The organism is Bacillus sp. D48C (assembly GCF_053345735.1).
In genome coordinates, this window is sequence record NZ_JBKFAQ010000002.1 from 15,516 (window position 1) to 34,757 (window position 19,242).

A 19,242-nucleotide genomic window follows, 5' to 3' on the forward strand; every position below is an offset into this window, starting at 1 on the left:
GAAAAATCTCCTTTAGTATATGTTAAAATAACATATGATAGTTTATACAACTTTGAACTGCCGACCTATCACTTTTATTGTAAAAGAAAAGGGAGGAAAGAACTATGGCTTCACCTGAAAATGTTATTTTAGTTCATGAAATTTCAAAGCTGAAAACAAAAGAAGAATTATGGAATCCATATGAATGGTATCGTTTGATGAGGGATAATCACCCAGTTCATTATGATGAAGAGCAGGATGTATGGAATGTTTTTTTATATGATGATGTAAATCGTGTTTTATCAGATTATCGCTTATTTTCAAGTAGAAGGGAGCGCAGACAATTCTCAATCCCTCCATTAGAAACTAGAATAAATATAAACTCTACAGATCCACCAGAACATCGCAATGTACGTTCCATTGTTTCTAAGGCATTTACTCCAAGAAGTCTAGAACAGTGGAAACCTCGAATACAGGCTATCGCAGATGAACTTGTACAGCATATCGAAAAATATAGTGAAGTTAATATCGTTGAACAGTTTGCTGCCCCTTTACCTGTTACCGTTATTTCTGATTTATTAGGAGTCCCAACAACAGATCGTAAAAAAATTAAAGAATGGTCTGATATTTTATTTATGCCGTATAGTAAAGAAAAGTTTAATGATCTGGATGCGGAGAAAGAGATAGCATTAAATGAATTCAAAGCATATCTTCTACCGATCGTTCAGGAAAAGAGATATCATTTAACTGATGATATCATTTCCGATTTAATTCGAGCTGAATATGAAGGCGAAAGATTAACCGATGAAGAAATTGTAACCTTTTCATTAGGTTTACTAGCGGCTGGGAATGAAACCACTACAAATTTAATTATTAATAGCTTTTATTGCTTTTTAGTAGATTCACCTGGAATTTATGAAGATTTAAGAAAAACCCCTAGCTTAATTTCAAAAGCGATTGAGGAAGTATTACGCTATCGCTTTCCTGTTACATTGGCCCGGAGGATTACAGAGGATACAAATATATTTGGCCCTTTAATGAAAAAGGATCAGATGATTGTTGCGTGGGTTAGTGCAGCGAATTTAGATGAGAAAAAATTTTCACACCCCTCTCAATTTAATGTACATCGAATAGGAAATGAAAAGCATTTAACCTTTGGGAAAGGTCCTCACTTTTGCTTAGGAGCACCACTTGCACGTTTAGAAGCTGAGATTGCATTAACTACCTTTATAAATGCTTTTGAAAAAATAGAGCTATCTCCATCTTTCTGTTTAGAAAAATGTATATTGGAAAATGAACAAACATTAAAATACTTACCTATTCGATTGAAAGCCAAATAAAAATCTCAACAAGGTGCATACATTTGCATCTTGTTTTTTGTTTCTCAATTGTGAGTTTCAGGTAATTACCTTAATATGGAGTTGTATAAAACGTAGAGGAGGATTCCTATGTTGACTTGTAATGGAAGTAAATCATTTCAAAAGTTTATTAAAGGTGTTACAGATCTTATGGAAAACGGTTTATTTGAAGAAGAAATAGTGTGTGGCATTGAAAAGTTACTAGAAGAACTTTTAGAAAAGAAAACATGGCTTCCGTTAGATAAACAGAAGGCGAATTCGACTCAATATGCACGACATTTATTGTATGAGGATCCGCTCAAACGTTTTGAAGTACTAGCTCTCGTATGGAAAGATGGACAATCTACACCTTTACATGATCATGACGGCACATGGGGGGTAGAAGGTGTCTTTTCAGGAAGGATAATGGTGCAGAACTTTATACAAACGAAACAACTTGGAAATTCACTTGTTTATTTAACACATACAGGAAATCTTTATTTGGGAGAAGGAGAAACCGATAAAGTCATTCCACCTGCGGATTGTCATATTCTTGAAATTAGCAAAAAGGAAAGCGTTATCACAATTCATATCTATGGAAAACGGTTAGAAAAGTTTAAAGTATATATCCCAACTGAAGAAAAAAATGTGTACATGTGTGAGACAAAATACATTAGTTATAATTCATAGTTTGAAATCCAAAGCTTTTTAAAAAGAAAAGCTTTGGATTTTATTTTTAATTATTTCTTGACCTGAAACGCTTTTCATAAATTATAAATAAGAAGTACCTCACGAGGATTGTATGAAAACGATACCTAATAATTAATTAGAACTCGTGTATTTATAGAAAGTGGTGAAGAAATAATGAAATTAATCGCAATTGATTTAGATGGAACTCTTCTTTCGGGGAATAAAATGATTAGTAAAGAAAATGCAGAAGCAATTCGAACATGTCAAGAAGCTGGCCATGTTGTAGCAATTTGTACTGGACGTTCTATTGTTGATATTGAACGATTATTGTTAGAAGTTGATTTAGAGTGTCCAATCATTGCGGAAAATGGTGCGCTTATATATAAAGATAAGAAAATGATGAAGAGATATCCAATTCAAAATATGCAGGCACTTGAAATTGTGGAATATCTTGAAGAGAATGGTTTATATTATCAGCTTTATACTGATAAAGGTGTGTATGTACCGGATTATGGAGTAGAGAGTGTACGTAATGAAATTGAGTATGTGAAGAATTCAAAAGAAAATTTCGACTTGAAAGAGTTAAAAACAATCGCAGCATTATATCTTGAGCATACAGCGTTTCATAGTGCGGAAAGTTGTAAGCCAATTGTAGAAACAGATATACATGTGCATAAACTATTACCATTTTCTTATGATATTGAGAAATTAAAAAAACTAAAAGAAACATTTATTCATAATACAGATTTAGCAATTACATCTTCATATTGGCACAATTTAGAGATTAATCATAGAGATGCTCAAAAAGGGAATGGATTATATACTTTAGCAGAATATCTTAATATTCCAGTTGAAAACACTGTAGCGATAGGTGATGGGCTAAACGACGTTTCTATGATGGAAAAAGCGAACATATCAATTGCGATGGGTAATGCAGTTGAAGAAATAAAAACAATCTGTAAATACGAAACGTTATCAAATGAAGAACATGGTGTGGCACATGCTTTATATAAATATGTAATGTAATTAAAAAAGAAAAAAGAATCCAAAGGGATTCTTTTTTCTTTTTTATTAGGGGTAAGGTATTCTATGAGATTCATAGAAGCCTTATTACATTTCATTATATAGAATATATTGGAATAAATGTTTATATTTTTCATGAAATTTGTGAATATTTTATGAATTTTATACTTGTTGCATTTTTATACCGTTATTAGTGACGCGTATGACCCTCAAGGAAAAATTCAGTGAATGTAAGGAGGAATGAACGAAATATCTACTAATTAAAGGTATATTCAGTATATACATTCTTTTCTTATTTTAATTGAAAAATAAAATTTGTGCGAATAATTATTCTACAGCTATATACCTACACTAGCTTTCTTCGTATAATGGAGAAGTATGAATTTTAGATTTGTATTAATTTTACATATTGAGGTGAAAAAGGAATGAATTCGCGGCTAATGGAACTTATTGATGTGAGTACAATAGAAACCATGGCAGAACAATTTTATAAATTAACTAACATATCACATCAACTTCTTGATGCTGAAAAAGAGTGTATTTTTTCATTCGGAATGAATGAGATAATTAAGAGTAAACTTCCAAAGATTGAAATCCCCATTTTCTTATACAATCAACATTTAGGATCTTTTGTTGTATGGTCCAAAAAAAGCGAAATTTTCAGTTGTCAAAAATACTTTGAAATGCTCTCAAGTTTAATTTTAGATGGCGCAATAAAAGTAATTCAAAGTAAAAAAACAACGTTGCTTTCTCAGAAAGAGGAGGAACTACATACGATTTTACAAAACATGCCTGTTATGGTCGATGCGCTTGATTATAATGGAGATTTTGTTTTGTGGAACCGAGAATGTGAAATTGTAACAGGTTATACCGCTGAAGAAATAATTGGAAATCCAAATGCACTTCAATTATTATATCCTGATCATAGTTATCGCCAGCAAATACAAAAGAAATTTTTAACTTGTGGAAAAAATTTCAGAGATTGGGAAATGCACTTAACATGTAAAAATGGTGAAATCAAAACAATAATGTGGTCTAATATATCAGAACAGTTTCCTGTAACAGGATATAGTTATTGGGCTGTTGGTGTAGATATTACACATTTAAAAGCGATAGAAGAGCAGTTAAAACAACAAACATCTGAACTGGAATTAATATTTAAAGCTTTACCAGATTTATGTTTCTTAACAGAAGATGATGGCACAATTATAGATTACAAAGCAGGATCTCCTACAAAGTTTTACGTACCCGCAGAAGCTTTTATGGGAAAAAAGTTTTACGAAGTATTACCATCTTCAGTAGCACAGCAGTTTCAGGAAGCCATTAATCAAGTGAAGAAAAAAGGAACGAATGTAATTGTAGAATATCCACTCACACTTAATGGAAGTATTGATTTCTTTGAAGCTAGGTGCTTACCATTATTACATGATAAAATTATGATTATTGTACGTGACATTACAGAGCGAAAAAAGACAGAAGAATTGCTAAACAAATCAGATACGCTTGCAGCAATTGGTCAATTAGCAGCTGGGGTAGCTCATGAAGTAAGAAATCCCTTAACTGTAATTAAAGGTTTTATACAGTTATTCCAAATTAATAAAGAAGATCAAGAAAGATATTTTGATCTTATGCTTTCTGAAATTGAAAGGATAGAAGCGATCCTGCAAGAATTTTTGTCAATTGCTAAAACAGATGAGATAAATACAGAAAAGAAAAATATTTATCAAATTTTTAAAAATGTCGTATCGTTAATGAATACAAAAGCAATTATGACAAATATTCAAGTTGAACTATTTACGGATGACAAAGATATAATTATTGAATGCTCGGAAAATCAATTGAAACAAGTATTTATTAATATTTTGCAAAATTCAATCGAAGCTATGCCAAATGGTGGGGAAATTTCAATTCACATAAAAGAAATAAATGATGATGGTGTCATCATTCATGTAATAGATGAAGGAATAGGAATACCTGAAGAAAGAATTAAGAGATTAGGTGAACCTTTTTATAGTACGAAAGAAAAAGGGACTGGTATTGGATTAATGTTAAGTTATAAAATTATTGAAAGTCATCAAGGGACAATTAGTATCATGAGCGAGGTTGGTGTCGGGACAACAGTAACAATTTACTTACCGAAAGTACAAAGTAAACAATCTTTTTCTAATTGTGACGATAAATGTATAGCAATACGCACTAGTAGTAATTCTTAAATCAATTAATACCCAATAACAAAGCGATTAGTGAAAGCTAATCTTTTTGTTATTGGGTATTTTTTATATTTAATTTAGTAAACTTTATCTTTTCTTTACATTTGTTTTAATTTCTATTAAGTTTTAAACATTATATTAATATTTGTACAAAGCAATGTATAAAAATTGTACATTACTTTTAATATAGAAAAGTGATTATTATTTGGAATATTGTAAGGAGGAGATTATGACAAGGTGAAAAAACAAGAGAAGAAGAGTGGTAGAGTAGTACCTCTCCGGTTAAATATTTTATTCCTTTGTGTTTTTTTATTATTTTCTGGCATCATTATTCAGTTAGGAAAAGTGCAAATCTTTGATGGAGAAACATATAAAAATGAAGTAGAGAAGAGAGAAAATACAACCGTGGGCCTTTCTGTACCACGTGGGAAAATATTTGATCGTGAAGGAAATCCAGTAGTTGATAATAAATCTTTACGTACGATTACATATACAAAGGTGAAAGGTGTAAAACAAGAAGAAATATTAAAATCAGCAAGACAACTTGCAGACATTATTGAAATGCCGCAAGAAGATATAGATAAGTTAACTGAGACTGATAAGAAAGACTTTTGGATGCAATTAAATCCAGAACTTACTCAAGACTTAGTATCAAAAAAAGAAATAGATAAGTTCCGAGATAAGGATATTACCGGAAAAGAGCTAGACAAAAAAATAGAAGATTTAAAAAGGAAGCGCGTTACAGATAAAAATCTTCAAGAACTAACGGCTAAAGATATAGAAGTGTTAGCTATTAAAAGTAAAATGACCTCAGGTTTTCAGATGGCACCTCAAATTATTAAAAAGGACGTTAGTGAACAGGAATATGCGGTGATTAGTGAAAATTTAGCGAAACTTCCAGGGGTAGACGCATCAGTTGATTGGGAGAGAATCTATGTAAATGATGGTCTATTTCGTTCCGTTCTTGGTAACGTTTCAAATGCTGATGAAGGATTGCCACGTGAAAGATTAGATTATTATTTAGTGCGTGATTATAGCCGAAATGATAGGGTCGGCAAAAGTTATATCGAACAGCAATACGAAGATGTACTTCATGGTACGAAAAAAGAAGTAAGAAGCATTGCTGATAAACAAGGCAATACAATGAGAACGGAAACGGTTTCGGAAGGAAAAAGCGGTAAAAATTTAACTTTAACCATAGATATGGAATTGCAAAAAAAAGTAGAGGAGAGTATAGAAAAAATATTAAAACAATATAAAGGATCAGAATCAATGTTAGACCGTGCTTTCGTAGTGATGATGAATCCTAAAAATGGCCAAGTATTATCAATGGCTGGGAAAAGGCTTGTAGAAAAAGATGGGAAAATGGAAGTAGAAGATTATGCTTTAGGCACGCTGACAAGTTCATATGAGCTTGGATCAACGGTTAAAGGTGCGACAGTGTTAACAGGGTTTGAAACAAATGCAATAACTCCTGGAACACATTTTTATGATGCACCTATGAAGTTTAAAGGAACTAAGGAAAAGAAGTCTTGGAAAAATTTTGGTGATATAGACGATCTAAGAGCGTTACAAGTTTCTTCAAACGTTTATATGTTTAATATAGCATTAAAAATTGCTGGTGTGGATTATGTGAAAAATAGTTCACTAGATATTAAACAAGAATATTTTGATAAAATGAGATATTATTTCAGGCAATTTGGACTAGGCGTACAAACTGGTATTGATTTACCGAATGAAACTGCAGGACAAATTGGAAGAAAAGATAATCAGCCTGGTTTCTTATTAGATTATTCTATTGGACAATATGATACATATACACCACTTCAGCTTGCACAATATATTTCGACTATCGCAAATGGAGGGTATCGAATGAAACCACAAATTGTTCAAGAGATTAGAGAACAAACCGTTCAAAAAGATGAGGTTGGTAAAGTAGTACAATCAATAGAACCCGTTGTTTTAAATAGAATCGATATGAAACAAGAATATATTAATCAAGTAAAAGAAGGATTTAGAAAAGTATTTCAAGAAGGAGATGGAACGGGAGTAAGAGCGTTCCAAAAAGCACCATATAAACCAGCTGGTAAAACAGGGACCGCACAAACTGTATATGGTGGAGAAAATGAAATTGGGCGAAATGCGAAAGGCGATCGTAGAGAATGTTATAACTTAACATTAGCTGGATATGCGCCATATGATGATCCAGAAGTAGCATTTTCTGTTGTAGTACCGTGGGTTGAAAATGATAAATCGGGCATTAACTCCGATATTGGAAAAGAAGTTTTAGATGCTTATTTTGATTTGAAAAATAAGCGATTAACTGGTGAAGCGCCAAAAACAGATGCCTCTAAAGAGAATTAAAATGGACGAAACGTCTCTAGCATTCATGTGAACTAGAGGCGTTTTTATCTGGGAATAGATTAGAAATGAGGTATATATGAAGCCGTTTATTCTAAAATATTGGAGGAACATATGTAGCTACATCTTAATTATAATAGGGGTTATTTTTATTAATAAGTCATTTTTATTTTGTATGGTAGAAGGAATTTCGATGCAACCTACTTTGAATGAAAAAGATTATATACTTGTTAATAAGGTAAACGTCTGTTTATCGTCTTTTCATCATGGAGATGTTGTCATTATAAAAAAAGAAGACGAGCCTACTTACTATGTGAAACGAATTATTGGATTATCGGGGGATAACATACAACTAAAAGAGGATGAGGTATTTATTAACGGTAAAAAGCGTGATGAATCGTATATACATTTAGATATGTCACAAGTATCCAATCGTTTTTCAAATTTGAGAGAAATAAAAGTTCCTACGCATAAATTATTTGTGTTAGGGGATAATCGTAATCATAGTAAAGATAGTAGGAATACACTTGGACTTATTGATGAGTCAAATATAATAGGTAAAGTAGAAATGGTATTTTATCCATTTGATCATATAAAATGGATAAAATAATTCTATTAACTATTCACGTTTTATAAAATAAATCATATATTGATAGCATAGGACAAGCAGAGAAGCTTGTTCTAACCTCACAGAACACTCCTTATCACGGTTAGGCATCTACATAGGTAGATGCTTTTTTTATGTTGATGACTGAAAATTATTTATCAACATAATGTAGCAAGCATTTTAGGACTATTAGGGGACGATTACATGTACAAATAACAGTATGCTTTAATTAAAACAGTGAAATGTAAGGAGTGAGGAATAAGTGCTAAATATTTTAGTAGTTAATTTTCCAGCAGAGGGACATGTAAACCCTACATTAAATTTAGTGAAAGCCTTTACTGAACGAGGGGATAACGTACATTATATTACAACTGCAAACTTTAAAGATAGGATTGAAGATTTAGGAGCTACTGTACATACACATCCGGATCTATTAAAGGAGATTTCTATTGATGCTGAAACCTCATCTGGGTTAAATGCTTTCTTTCATGTGCATGTTCAAACTTCTTTATATATATTAGAAATTACGAAACAATTAAGTGAAAGCATAAATTTTGATTTCGTAATTTATGATATATTTGGTGCGGGAGAGTTAGTAAAGGAGTATTTACAAGTTCCAGGTGTAGTGTCCTCGCCTATATTTTTAATTCCTTCAGAGTTTTTGAAGACATTACCTTTTCATTCAAATGCAGATATACCATTCCAACCAGAGGAGATCTCTGAAAAATTACTAAACCAGATGGAACATGAATTTGGAGTAAAACCAAAGAATAATCTTCAATTTATGAATAATAAGGGTGATGTTTGTCTCGTATACACAAGTCGTTATTTCCAACCTAATAGCGAATCGTTCGGAGAAAATAACATTTTTATTGGACCGAGTATTTCAAAGCGTAAAACAAATATAAAGTTTCCACTGGAATCACTTAAAGAGAAGAAAGTTATTTATATTTCAATGGGAACACTGCTTGAAGGACTCGAACCATTCTTTAATACTTGTATTGATACTTTTTCAGATTTTGATGGGATAGTTGTAATGGCAATTGGTGATAGAAATGATATTTCTAAAATTAAGAAAGCACCAGATAATTTTATAATTGCTCCATACGTACCTCAATCAGAAATATTAAATGAAGCGGATGTTTTTATTACACATGGCGGCATGAATAGCGTACACGATGCCATTCATTATAATGTCCCATTTGTAATAATACCGCATGATAAAGATCAGCCTATGATAGCGCAAAGATTAACTGAACTGGAAGCAGCGCGTAGACTATTGAAAGAACATGTTAATGTGCACACTTTAAAAGAGGCTGTAACAGATGTTCTTTCAAACGAAAAGTATAAGCATGGTATACGAAAACTTAATGATAGCTTTTTAGAATGTGGTGGTTCAAAAGAAGTAATTGCAGTTATTGAATCTCTTTTAAATAAAGTGAAACTTTAATCGTTGGGGGTTTTACTGCCCGTAAATAGCGGGGGAAATAGTCGTAACTATATACAAGCATAGAGGTTCGTACCTTTATGCTTGTATATTCTTATCCAGCAAATTGCACAGCAGTATTTGCATGTAAAAAAGCAGTATCAAAAACGGGAACAGTAAGATCATTTTGGGAGATGAGTAAAGGTATTTCAGTACAGCCTAATAGTATACCTTCAGCGCCGTTTTGAATTAATGACTTTGTAATTTGTAATAGCTTTTCTTTAGATGCTTCTGAAATGATCCCTTTACTTAATTCATCTAATATGACATGATGGATAACTGTTCTTTCCTCTTCATTTGGGATAATTGTCTCAATGTTATGTTTCGCTAATCGTGATTTATAGAAATCTTGCTCCATCGTTTGTTTTGTTCCTAATAGTCCGATACGTTTTATATTTTGTTTTACCATTTCTTTAGCACTTACATCGCCAATGTGAAGAAGCGGGATAGAGATTGCTTGTTCTACTTCTTCGGCAAATAGATGTACAGTATTTGAACACATTAATAAACAGTCAGCCCCAGATTTTTCAACCTTCTTTGCAACCGTGACTAGTTCATTTTTTACTTCTTCATATTGATGGTTTTGTAATAAAGTAGTTACTTCTCCAAAGTCCATACTATATAAAACTAGCTTCGCATTTTGATCGTATTGAGAGAGTGTAAGTGTATTAATATGTTTATAGTATAATGATGTAGATTCCCAACTTAATCCCCCAATTAAACCAATAACTTTCATAATGCATTCCTCCCGAAACGATTTTGAATTTATTATTTCATAATTCCGATAAGAATACAATGATTTAAATGTACTATTTAACGAAAAATAAAAATAGTTAGAAAAGTATTGAAATTTATGCTTTTTAGTGCCATAATACGAATTACAAATTAATACTTATCCAGAGAGGTGGAGGGAACGGCCCTAAGAAACCTCAGCAACCCCTATGCAATTTTATAGGAAGGTGCTAATTCCGCAGAGGACACGATGTGTTTTTTGAAAGATAAGAGGATTCTTGAACGTGAAAGAAAATGACCTCTTATGTAAGAGGTCATTTTTTTGTTGTATAGAAAGGAAGTGTCGATGCATAATTCATTTTTAAAATAAATATAGAATAATAAAAGTTGACCAATATGAGAGGGGAATTGTAATGAATAAATTATCAACAAAGTTAGTAGTAGCAATCGGGATTGGAGCAGCCTTATACGGGATATTAGGACTTTGGGGATTTTCTATTGCACCGAATACATTTATTAAACCAGCATTAGCTATATTAACTGTTTTTGGAGCATTATTTGGTCCAGTGGCAGGACTCTTAATCGGACTTATCGGTCATACCGTAACAGATACGATTGCTGGCTGGGGGATTTGGTGGGGCTGGGTTATTAGTTCAGGGATTATTGGTTTTTCAATGGGTCTTATTCAAAAAAGAGTTGGTTTTAGTGTGAAAAACGGGTCATTTAACAAGGGAGATATTTCTTATTTAGCAATTACTGGGTTAGTTGGTATTGTCATTGCTATTATATTTGCTGGGGCATTCGATATTATTGTGATGGGAGAACCATTTGACAAAATTGTTATACAAGTATTAGGAGCAACAATTTCCGATGTTATCGTATTCTTAGTTCTTGGATTGCCACTTACAATTGGCTTGGCGAAATCCAATAAGAAACATGCACATTTAAAAATTGAAAAGTAGGGATGTTAACATGCAACCAATTATTTCGTTTGAACAATTCACCTTTCAATACGGGCATGCTGCGCAGCCTACTTTAAGTGATATTAACTTTCATATATACCCTGGGGAAAAAGTGCTAATTGCTGGACGAAGTGGTTCAGGAAAGTCGACATTAGCTCATTGTATCAATGGGCTAATTCCATTTTCTTATGAAGGGATTAGTACAGGTAACGTATTAATTGCCGGTAAAGACCCGAGGGAAGGCAGTATTTTTGAACAGAGTAAACATGTGGGAACAATTTTGCAAGATCAAGATGCTCAATTTATTGGTATGACAGTAGAAGAAGATGTAGCTTTTTATTTAGAAAATGAATGTGTAAATCAAGAGGATATGAAAAAGATTGTTTCGGACTCATTAAGAAAGGTGAAGATGCATACGTTTCATAAACAAAGTCCACATGAATTATCAGGAGGTCAAAAACAAACAGTTTCTCTTGCTGGTTTATTAACAACAAATGCGGATATATTATTGTTCGATGAACCGTTAGCGAACTTAGATCCGCTAAGCGCCTTACATACGATAGAACTTATGAAAGATATACATGAGCAATATAATAAAACGATTGTTATTATCGAACATAGAATAGAAGAAATTTTAAAGCTGGATTTAGACAAAGTTATATTAATTGATGAAGGTAAAGTCATTGCAATAGGAACACCAAAAGAAATCTTAGCGTCAAATATATTACCATGTATTGGCTTAAGAGAGCCTATTTACATCGAAGCATTAAAGAGATTACATTTTGATAGTAATAATGACGTAATATATCCAATGGAAAACCTTCAAAAGGAAAAGGTAAGCAACGTTATAAGAGAGTGGATGGAGAAACAAGTCATATTAAAAGGTAATACTAAAAACAAGGAATTACTTAAAGTGGAGAATTTATCATTTTCATACCCTAATAAACAAAAAGTATTAGAAAATGTAAACCTTTCAATATATGAAGGAGAAATTGTGGCACTGTTGGGACATAATGGAGCAGGGAAATCAACATTAGCTCATAGTCTTATAGGCATAAACAAAATGAAAAATGGGGAAATCTTGTTAGAGGGTGAAGATATTAGTTCTTGGTCTATTCGTAAACGTGGGGAAACCATATCTTACGTGATGCAAAATCCAAATCATATGATTACACAGCCCACTGTTTTTGAAGAAGTTTCATTTACATTAAAATTAAATAATTTTTCTAAGGAAGAAATTAAGAATAGAGTAGAAGAAACTTTAAAAATTTGTGGTTTATATCCATTTCGTAATTGGCCAATTCAAGCGCTAAGCTATGGGCAAAAAAAGAGAGTAACAATCGCATCTGTATTAACAATAGATCCCAAGCTTATCATATTAGATGAACCGACAGCGGGACAAGATTATTATCATTATAAACAATTTATGTCGTTTATTAAAAAACTAGCTAAAAAGGGAATCTCATTTGTTTTTATCACTCACGATATGAATCTCGCACTAGAATATGCAGACCGTGCAGTAGTTCTACATGAAGGGAAAATTATTGCGGATAATACAGTGTCTAATGTATTTGGTGATCAAGAAACCTTACAAAGAGCCAACTTAAGAGAGAGTTCTTTAACCAAGCTTGTTAAATTTAGTGGGATTGTATGTCCAGAAAAATTTATGGAGCTTTATTTAGACAGTAATAGGAGGGAGGAAGGTGCATAGTACATATTTTCATCGTATGGATGGGGTAGTAAAATTGTTTTTATTTATTTTTTGTATGACGATTACTTTTTTGTTTTTTGATTTTAGGTTGTTGCTAATTTTATTTATTATTGGGTGTATTGGACTCGGAATTGCTAAAATTCCATTTCGTAAAATTTTAATTGTTTTTAGTGTCATATTTACATTTAGTTTATTAAACTCTGTCATGATTTTATTTATTACACCCACTCATGGATCTGAATTAACTGAATCATATACCTCGTTTTTACATATTGGATATGCAACAATTACATATGAAACATTATTTTATGCAGCTACACTTTCATTAAAGTATTTTACGTTATTACCATTTACACTTCTTTTTATTTACACGACAGATTCAAGTGAATTTGTAAGTAGTTTAAATAAATTTGGTATTCATTATAAGATTACATATGCAATAAATATTGCACTGCGTTATATTCCTGACATCCAGTCTGAGTATAAAATTATTAAACACGCGCAAGAAGCGAGAGGAGTGGCTTTTGAAAAAGGAGAAGCAAGTTTATGGGTTCGTATGAAGAACCGTGTTTTAATTTTCTGGCCACTAATCATTCATTCTCTAGAAAGAATAGATACGGTTTCAAATGCAATGGATTTAAGAGGATTTGGAAAGAAGGATAAACGTACATGGTTTTATACAAGTAAGGCGAAACGTGAAGATTTCATCGCGTTATTTGCCGGTGTTTTCATATTCATTGTTGCCGTATATTTAAAATTAAACGTATTTCAAAACTTTTGGTATCCATTTTAAAGCACTCTTTAAACGAGTGCTTTTACTTATTTTTATGTAGACATGCTCAAAAAAGGGATATACACATAATGTATAATACGAACCAGTTAAAATGATCAACTACCTATTAGTTTTCAAACCAAAAGGAGGAGAAAATATGAGTTACGGTGGTTCTTGTGGTTTTGGTGGAGGTTTCGCTTTATTAGTTGTGTTATTCATTCTATTAATAATTGTAGGATGCAGCTGCTGGGGCGGAGGATACTAATTTTTAATTAGTCTTCACAAATGTAAACTAAAAAACATTGAAGATACTTATGTATCGAAACAAATAAAAAAGGAGCGACTATGCTCCTTTTTTATTTGTTTTAATGCGTATTCTTACTATATTTTGGGAACGTAATCGTTAAAGTCGTTCCTTTACTAACGATACTTCGGATTTTTAAATTTCCATACATCGTCTCAATAATCTTAACAGCAACCATCGTACCTAAACCGGTGCCTTTCGTTTTTGTACTAAAATACGGTTCACCGAATCGATGTATTTGCTCCTGTGACATTCCAACTCCACTATCTTCAATTCGTATTTCAACTTTACTATTATTGATAGATGAGGAAATATTTAAGGTACCACCATTAGGCATTGCTTCAATACTGTTTTTTATTAAGTTTAAAAAACATTGTTGAAAGTGTTGTTTATTACCAACAATGGTTGCCTCAGAAAAATCCTGTGTAATATGTATCGTATTCATATTACACAATGGCAATATCATATTAATAACTCGATTTAACTCTTGTTTTACTGAAATTTGATCTAATTTTTCTGGAGAAGGTTTGGCAAACGTTAAGTAATCATCGATAATTTCTTGGGCACGATTTAACTCTTCAAGTATATGTTTAATATATTCGTCTCTTGATTCAGGAGTTAAATTTGGTGTTTTTAAAAGCTGTGTAAATCCTTTTACAACCGTTAAAGGATTCCTTACTTCGTGCGATATACTTGCAGCGAGTTGGCTAACAATCTCCATTTTTTCCATTTTAATTAATTTTGAGCGCATTAATACAGCATCTTTTATAACTTCATTTATATAAACAATAAATAACATTAAAGTAGTCGGTAATACCATGAAATAAATAATATACAAATTATTCACTTCAAAATCTGATAAAGTTAATACAATTACAGTTGTAAATATTGCTAGGAAAAAGGTTAAAAACATGGAAAAAGCTACTTTAAGCTTTCTATTATATGTATTAAATTTTGAAGATGCGAGTGCTGTAACGATGAACATTATTCCGTAAACAACGACTGTTAGCATATTAAAGCCATAAAATATAAATCTTGTAATTAATAAAATTGTAAACAATATGATACCGACAGGGAATCCACCATAAAGCGTACCTATTATGACCGGAATTTGTCTTAAATCATGAATACAACTTTCATCCATATAGATAGGGTATCGCATACATAAAATAAGCGGGATACTAGAACAAAGGGTAATCAGTAATATTTTGTATTTTTTCAAATAATGCCTGCTATCATATATGAAATAAAAAACAAATATACTACATAAAATGTATAGAAGGTTATTTAATACGTTTTGGTTAATATAAACAAAGTCCATAATATTTGCCTCGTTATTCTGAATTTACTTAACATATGTATTATACATGATAACATGTGTTAGGATGTATAAACCTTGTTCATACAAGATTTATTTAGCTTGTTTTATAAAATGCAAACATTAGCTATTCAAAGATACTTTTACCAAAACTTTTTACTGCTTCTTTCTGCATGTTCGGTAAAACATGGTGGGTTATGTTGCTACTATAAGAAACGTAGGTATTCTTTTTTAAACTCATCCTTTTAATTTCTAGCCACTGAACGAGATAGTCTTTTAAAGTAAGCTTAGACGGTTCCACAAAAGTCCCTTCATTTAAATCCGTAATCTTTTTCGCCACATTTTTTACTGCTTCTTTTTTGTCTTATAACCAGAAAAACACTAAGTACTTATTTCCTCTTTTTCGAATATGTCCTTTCACTTAAAACACTCCTTCATTTTGTTTTGAATTATATTGTATAAGTCTAGTTGTAATGTTGCTACTTTGAAAATTGCATAGTTGGACATATGAGCGATGGATATATTTTACCATATATGAACAAATTCAGTTATAGGATATGATATGTAAGTTACTGCTAATTTTATATTTACAATATACTGAAAATTAAGCAATGCAAAAAATGGAAATATAAAATAATGCAAGGGGGAAAGAAAATGAAAAAGGTTTTTGTAGTGTTTTTTGTACTAGCATTCGCATTTATGTCTATCAATTCTTCAAAAGTTATGGCTTACGGAAATCATAAAGCGGATCTTTATACAAGCGGCGGATCTCAATTATTGAATTATGTTGGATCTAAACAACCTTTATATAATGATCCTGGTAACCCAAATGTAGTAGGTTATGTTGCTTATCAACCTGTTAAAGTAAAACAAGCATGGTATTTAATTAATACATTGTTAGGACAAAAATGGATAGGTTATAACCTTTAAAAAGCACTCATAATGAGTGCTTTTTTTATTTATATATAAGTCTATTTATAATTTTGGTGCTATGAAAATTACATATTTGGACATATGAGTGATGGATATATTTTATCATATTTAGATTGTTATTAAGGAATAAAAAAAGAGCCATAGGGCCTCTTTTTTTGCTGTATTCATGGAAATAAAATTAAAAGCGTTATTTTATTATAAAAAAATAGGTGACTCAACAATTGTGCTAGCCGAGTCACTTAGTACTATCGAACCAAATAATGTACTTTTTCTATATGTAGTTATGGGGAGTTCTTAGAGGCTAGCCCAATAGACAGTTAAGGGACAAATAAAATCATTTTAGAGAGTTTTACATTTTGTTATGTTAATGCTACAACAGCAAGAGTTAAGCCCAACGTATTTAATGTATTAGAATATGGTCCTACATTAACAGTAAGAGTACTTGTTATACCTGGAGGTGTAGTGAAAATTGCGGGTGCTGATACAGAAGTGAATCCGGCTGTATATCCTAGAGAAGTACCTGAGCCAATGATAGGATTATTATTCAGATACATAGTTATACCTGCCGAATTACCCCCTGGTTGAATAATAACTTGCACTTCATAGATTGCCAAATAGGTTCTTCTACCTTCAAGTAAAACAGTTGTTGGTGGTGTGAATGAGATTGCCGTACCATTAGAATTTACCACGGTATCTAGTGGAATCGCAGAGTTTACAGAAACTATTGATGGGGTAGTTTGAACAACATTTAAACTGTTAGCCGTGGGAGATGGACAAGAACAAGGTTTGTGAATGTTAGAGTTGTTATCATTTTGGTAATTCACAAATAATCAAGCTCCTTTGCGTAAGATAATTTTTTATCTTATATAAAACGTAGCCTTTTTGTATCTAAGTTATTTTTAATAAGTTTTTAAAGATAAGTCGAATATTGTTGGTCAGTCGACTTTTGAAATTATTTGAAACTCTGGGATTTTAAAGTGCGTTTGATAAATATATATGAAAAATTTTTTAAGGACATTACTGTAAGTTAGGAAACATAATAAAAAACGGTAAAATGAGGGGAGTAAAAGGAAAAGAACCCTTTATATAAAGGGTTTTTCTGGTGATTTAATATATCAATTACATTCGTGGTAATATTCATCACATGAATCGTTATTATCGTTACAGTATATACAAAATGTTTTTTGAACAAATAAACTAACTACACTAGTAGAACCTTCCTGCTTTGTAAGAGTAAGACTTTGAAAATCTTCAACTTGAAATATTTTTGTTTGAACAGGTTGTAATGTAGTAGTAATTGGTACGCTAGATCTTCTTGTTAGAATAGTTACTTGAACGGGTGCACTCATCCCGACAACGAATAACTGAATTAATGTTTTATTATGATTGTTTGTAAAATCCTCAAATACAGTTTGTGGAGCGGTGGTTTCAAGGAAAACTGACACAGGTATATTTCCATTTGCATTTTCTGCAGAACCAGCTATCGTATGAGTTTCAATAAAACAGTTATTTTTTTGATTGTTGGAATGTGATTGGTTTTTATAATATTTTTTACCATCTTTATAAAATTAATCAGCCATATGAATTTAAAGCTCCCTTCTTTTGGATATCTATATAGTCTATTTAATAAAGTGAAGTAGTGCTTGTACAACATAATAAAATCCGCTCTCGTAATTATCTAAAAATGTTATTTGGAAATTAAAGAGCGCCATTCAAGGCGCTCTCGGATAAACATTAATATTGAAAAAGAATACCACATTATATTTTATGCATGTTCTTAATAAATGTGTAGTTTTTTAGCAAAATCCTTATTTGAAAACAAGAAGCCCTAGAGTTAGGGCTCTAAGGCTTCTTATTTTGGTATTCTCACATGGTTTTTCAAAAAGAATAGAACATATTGAAGATAACATGTGAATGTTTCATAAATGTATCAAAAAAGTGAACAAAATTGCTAGTGGAGAAGAAGCAGAAATGAAGTTTCTAATACGTAAGTACGTGAAAGGTATTATTTCCGGTGAATAAAATGCGCATGGGACACCTAATCATTATTTTATCGGGGGAAAAGAATATGTTATGAACTTGGTTGAATGAAAAAATGAAAATTTTACTTTTAGAGTGAAACTAAACAAAAACGCTATTTTATTAGAAAAGGAGAATGAAAATGGAGGTCCAGTTAATTCACGAACAAACATATAAAAGTCAGTATGATTTAGAAAGTGCAGTAGAAAAATTCTACGATAGTCTCCGAGAAGAATTCGGAATGGTTGAGGACGAGGATATCAAGCAATTTGACCATATAAGCAGAGTATTTGAAGCGACGGCCGTAATGGAGAATGGTTTGAAATTGAAGGTAGAAATATTCTTTGCGGATGATGCAGACGAAGATGAATCATGGGTTTGTAAAGCTTATCAAGTAGCTTAATAGAAACTTCATTTGAAAGGAAAGTGATCAGGGTGGAAGTTCAATATGATGCGCAGGGCCGAATGAAGTATCATCCTGATTACGATCCGAATCATAAGAAGCCGTATACAACGAAAGAATTAGCCTACATATGTAAGTATTATGGATTCGGAAAGGTGAAGGGAATTGCTTTAGCATTAGGAAGAACGGAATTAACGATAAGGCAGCTAGTAAATACTCTCCGGAAGAATGGAATGTTTGAAAAATATAAAACTATGGGTGAGTAATTACAATAAAAATTTCATTTTATAGAAATAAAAACCCTAGTTTCCTAGGGTAATGGTATAACTGCCAAATATATTTTATTCGTTTATATTGTAACTTAATATTACGTTAAATACATCAGGTAAATGAAA

17 protein-coding genes, 2 pseudogenes and 1 riboswitch are annotated in these 19,242 nt (G+C 31.8%); of the genes and pseudogenes, 14 read left to right on the forward strand and 5 right to left on the reverse strand.

Annotation, left to right across the window (positions count from 1 at the left end; genetic code table 11):
• The first annotated feature begins 104 nt into the window (after positions 1–104).
• From ACLBXA_RS05135 to ACLBXA_RS05165, 7 genes are all read left to right on the forward strand, one after another.
• Complete coding sequence (locus ACLBXA_RS05135) at positions 105–1,319, forward strand: cytochrome P450 (protein ID WP_081143678.1); 1,215 nt, start codon at positions 105–107, stop codon at positions 1,317–1,319.
• Positions 1,320–1,427: 108 nt separating this feature from the next.
• Complete coding sequence (locus tag ACLBXA_RS05140) at positions 1,428–2,006, forward strand: cysteine dioxygenase family protein (protein WP_000954440.1); 579 nt, start codon at positions 1,428–1,430, stop codon at positions 2,004–2,006.
• A 174-nt stretch (positions 2,007–2,180) separates the two neighbouring features.
• A complete protein-coding gene (locus ACLBXA_RS05145; RefSeq protein ID WP_000766389.1) occupies positions 2,181–3,032 on the forward strand; it encodes a Cof-type HAD-IIB family hydrolase in 852 nt (283 codons plus the stop codon).
• A gap of 422 nt (positions 3,033–3,454) precedes the next feature.
• Positions 3,455–5,242 carry a PAS domain-containing sensor histidine kinase gene (locus ACLBXA_RS05150; protein ID WP_001088545.1) on the forward strand — a complete coding sequence of 596 codons (1,788 nt, stop codon included), beginning with the start codon at positions 3,455–3,457 and terminating at the stop codon, positions 5,240–5,242.
• Between the two features lie 234 nt (positions 5,243–5,476).
• Entirely contained in the window at positions 5,477–7,603 is a 2,127-nt protein-coding gene (locus ACLBXA_RS05155) for a peptidoglycan D,D-transpeptidase FtsI family protein (RefSeq protein ID WP_000743784.1), read from the forward strand.
• Positions 7,604–7,679: 76 nt separating this feature from the next.
• Complete coding sequence (gene lepB / locus ACLBXA_RS05160; protein ID WP_002162782.1) at positions 7,680–8,210, forward strand: signal peptidase I; 531 nt, start codon at positions 7,680–7,682, stop codon at positions 8,208–8,210.
• A gap of 259 nt (positions 8,211–8,469) precedes the next feature.
• Positions 8,470–9,657 carry a macrolide family glycosyltransferase gene (locus tag ACLBXA_RS05165; protein WP_000932152.1) on the forward strand — a complete coding sequence of 396 codons (1,188 nt, stop codon included), beginning with the start codon at positions 8,470–8,472 and terminating at the stop codon, positions 9,655–9,657.
• A gap of 91 nt (positions 9,658–9,748) precedes the next feature.
• Here ACLBXA_RS05165 and ACLBXA_RS05170 read toward each other — a convergent pair whose 3' ends face one another.
• Positions 9,749–10,429 (reverse strand): aspartate/glutamate racemase family protein, encoded by a 681-nt coding sequence (locus tag ACLBXA_RS05170; protein WP_044784332.1) that lies wholly within the window; start codon positions 10,427–10,429, stop codon positions 9,749–9,751.
• A gap of 153 nt (positions 10,430–10,582) precedes the next feature.
• Positions 10,583–10,698, forward strand: a riboswitch (SAM riboswitch).
• Positions 10,699–10,838: 140 nt separating this feature from the next.
• Between ACLBXA_RS05170 and ACLBXA_RS05175 the strand changes: the two genes are divergently transcribed.
• The 4 genes from ACLBXA_RS05175 to ACLBXA_RS05190 all read left to right on the forward strand — a co-directional run bounded on the left by ACLBXA_RS05175 (position 10,839) and on the right by ACLBXA_RS05190 (position 14,135).
• Complete coding sequence (locus ACLBXA_RS05175; protein ID WP_001038209.1) at positions 10,839–11,387, forward strand: ECF-type riboflavin transporter substrate-binding protein; 549 nt, start codon at positions 10,839–10,841, stop codon at positions 11,385–11,387.
• 10 nt (positions 11,388–11,397) lie between these two features.
• Entirely contained in the window at positions 11,398–13,098 is a 1,701-nt protein-coding gene (locus ACLBXA_RS05180; protein ID WP_303465517.1) for an ABC transporter ATP-binding protein, read from the forward strand.
• Complete coding sequence (locus ACLBXA_RS05185; RefSeq protein WP_081143682.1) at positions 13,091–13,891, forward strand: energy-coupling factor transporter transmembrane component T family protein; 801 nt, start codon at positions 13,091–13,093, stop codon at positions 13,889–13,891. Before ACLBXA_RS05180 ends, ACLBXA_RS05185 begins: the two co-directional genes overlap by 8 nt.
• A 136-nt stretch (positions 13,892–14,027) precedes the next feature.
• Positions 14,028–14,135, forward strand: coding sequence for a YjcZ family sporulation protein (locus ACLBXA_RS05190; RefSeq protein WP_000120182.1), 108 nt, complete (start codon positions 14,028–14,030; stop codon positions 14,133–14,135).
• A gap of 100 nt (positions 14,136–14,235) precedes the next feature.
• Here ACLBXA_RS05190 and ACLBXA_RS05195 read toward each other — a convergent pair whose 3' ends face one another.
• Complete coding sequence (locus tag ACLBXA_RS05195) at positions 14,236–15,495, reverse strand: LytS/YhcK type 5TM receptor domain-containing protein (RefSeq protein ID WP_081143683.1); 1,260 nt, start codon at positions 15,493–15,495, stop codon at positions 14,236–14,238.
• A gap of 169 nt (positions 15,496–15,664) precedes the next feature.
• A pseudogene (locus ACLBXA_RS05200) lies at positions 15,665–15,913 on the reverse strand (tyrosine-type recombinase/integrase); the annotation flags it as partial.
• 233 nt (positions 15,914–16,146) lie between these two features.
• Between ACLBXA_RS05200 and ACLBXA_RS05205 the strand changes: the two are divergent.
• On the forward strand, positions 16,147–16,422 hold the full coding sequence (locus tag ACLBXA_RS05205) for a hypothetical protein (protein WP_000755350.1): 276 nt from the start codon (positions 16,147–16,149) through the stop codon (positions 16,420–16,422).
• A gap of 362 nt (positions 16,423–16,784) precedes the next feature.
• Here the strand turns inward: ACLBXA_RS05205 and ACLBXA_RS05210 are convergent, their stop codons facing one another.
• Together ACLBXA_RS05210 and ACLBXA_RS05215 are read right to left on the reverse strand one after the other, a co-directional pair.
• On the reverse strand, positions 16,785–17,249 hold the full coding sequence (locus ACLBXA_RS05210; protein WP_001109245.1) for a hypothetical protein: 465 nt from the start codon (positions 17,247–17,249) through the stop codon (positions 16,785–16,787).
• Positions 17,250–17,540: 291 nt separating this feature from the next.
• Positions 17,541–17,993: pseudogene (locus tag ACLBXA_RS05215) on the reverse strand (exosporium protein D); the annotation flags it as partial.
• 593 nt (positions 17,994–18,586) lie between these two features.
• Between ACLBXA_RS05215 and ACLBXA_RS05220 the strand changes: the two are divergent.
• Both ACLBXA_RS05220 and ACLBXA_RS05225 read left to right on the forward strand, forming a co-directional pair.
• Positions 18,587–18,847: a hypothetical protein gene (locus ACLBXA_RS05220; RefSeq protein ID WP_000453679.1), complete on the forward strand. Its 261-nt coding sequence runs from the start codon at positions 18,587–18,589 to the stop codon at positions 18,845–18,847.
• Positions 18,848–18,879: 32 nt separating this feature from the next.
• The gene (locus ACLBXA_RS05225) at positions 18,880–19,113 is read left to right on the forward strand and encodes a hypothetical protein (protein WP_000453747.1); all 234 of its coding nucleotides are present in this window, start codon (positions 18,880–18,882) and stop codon (positions 19,111–19,113) included.
• The last annotated feature ends 129 nt before the right edge of the window (positions 19,114–19,242 follow it).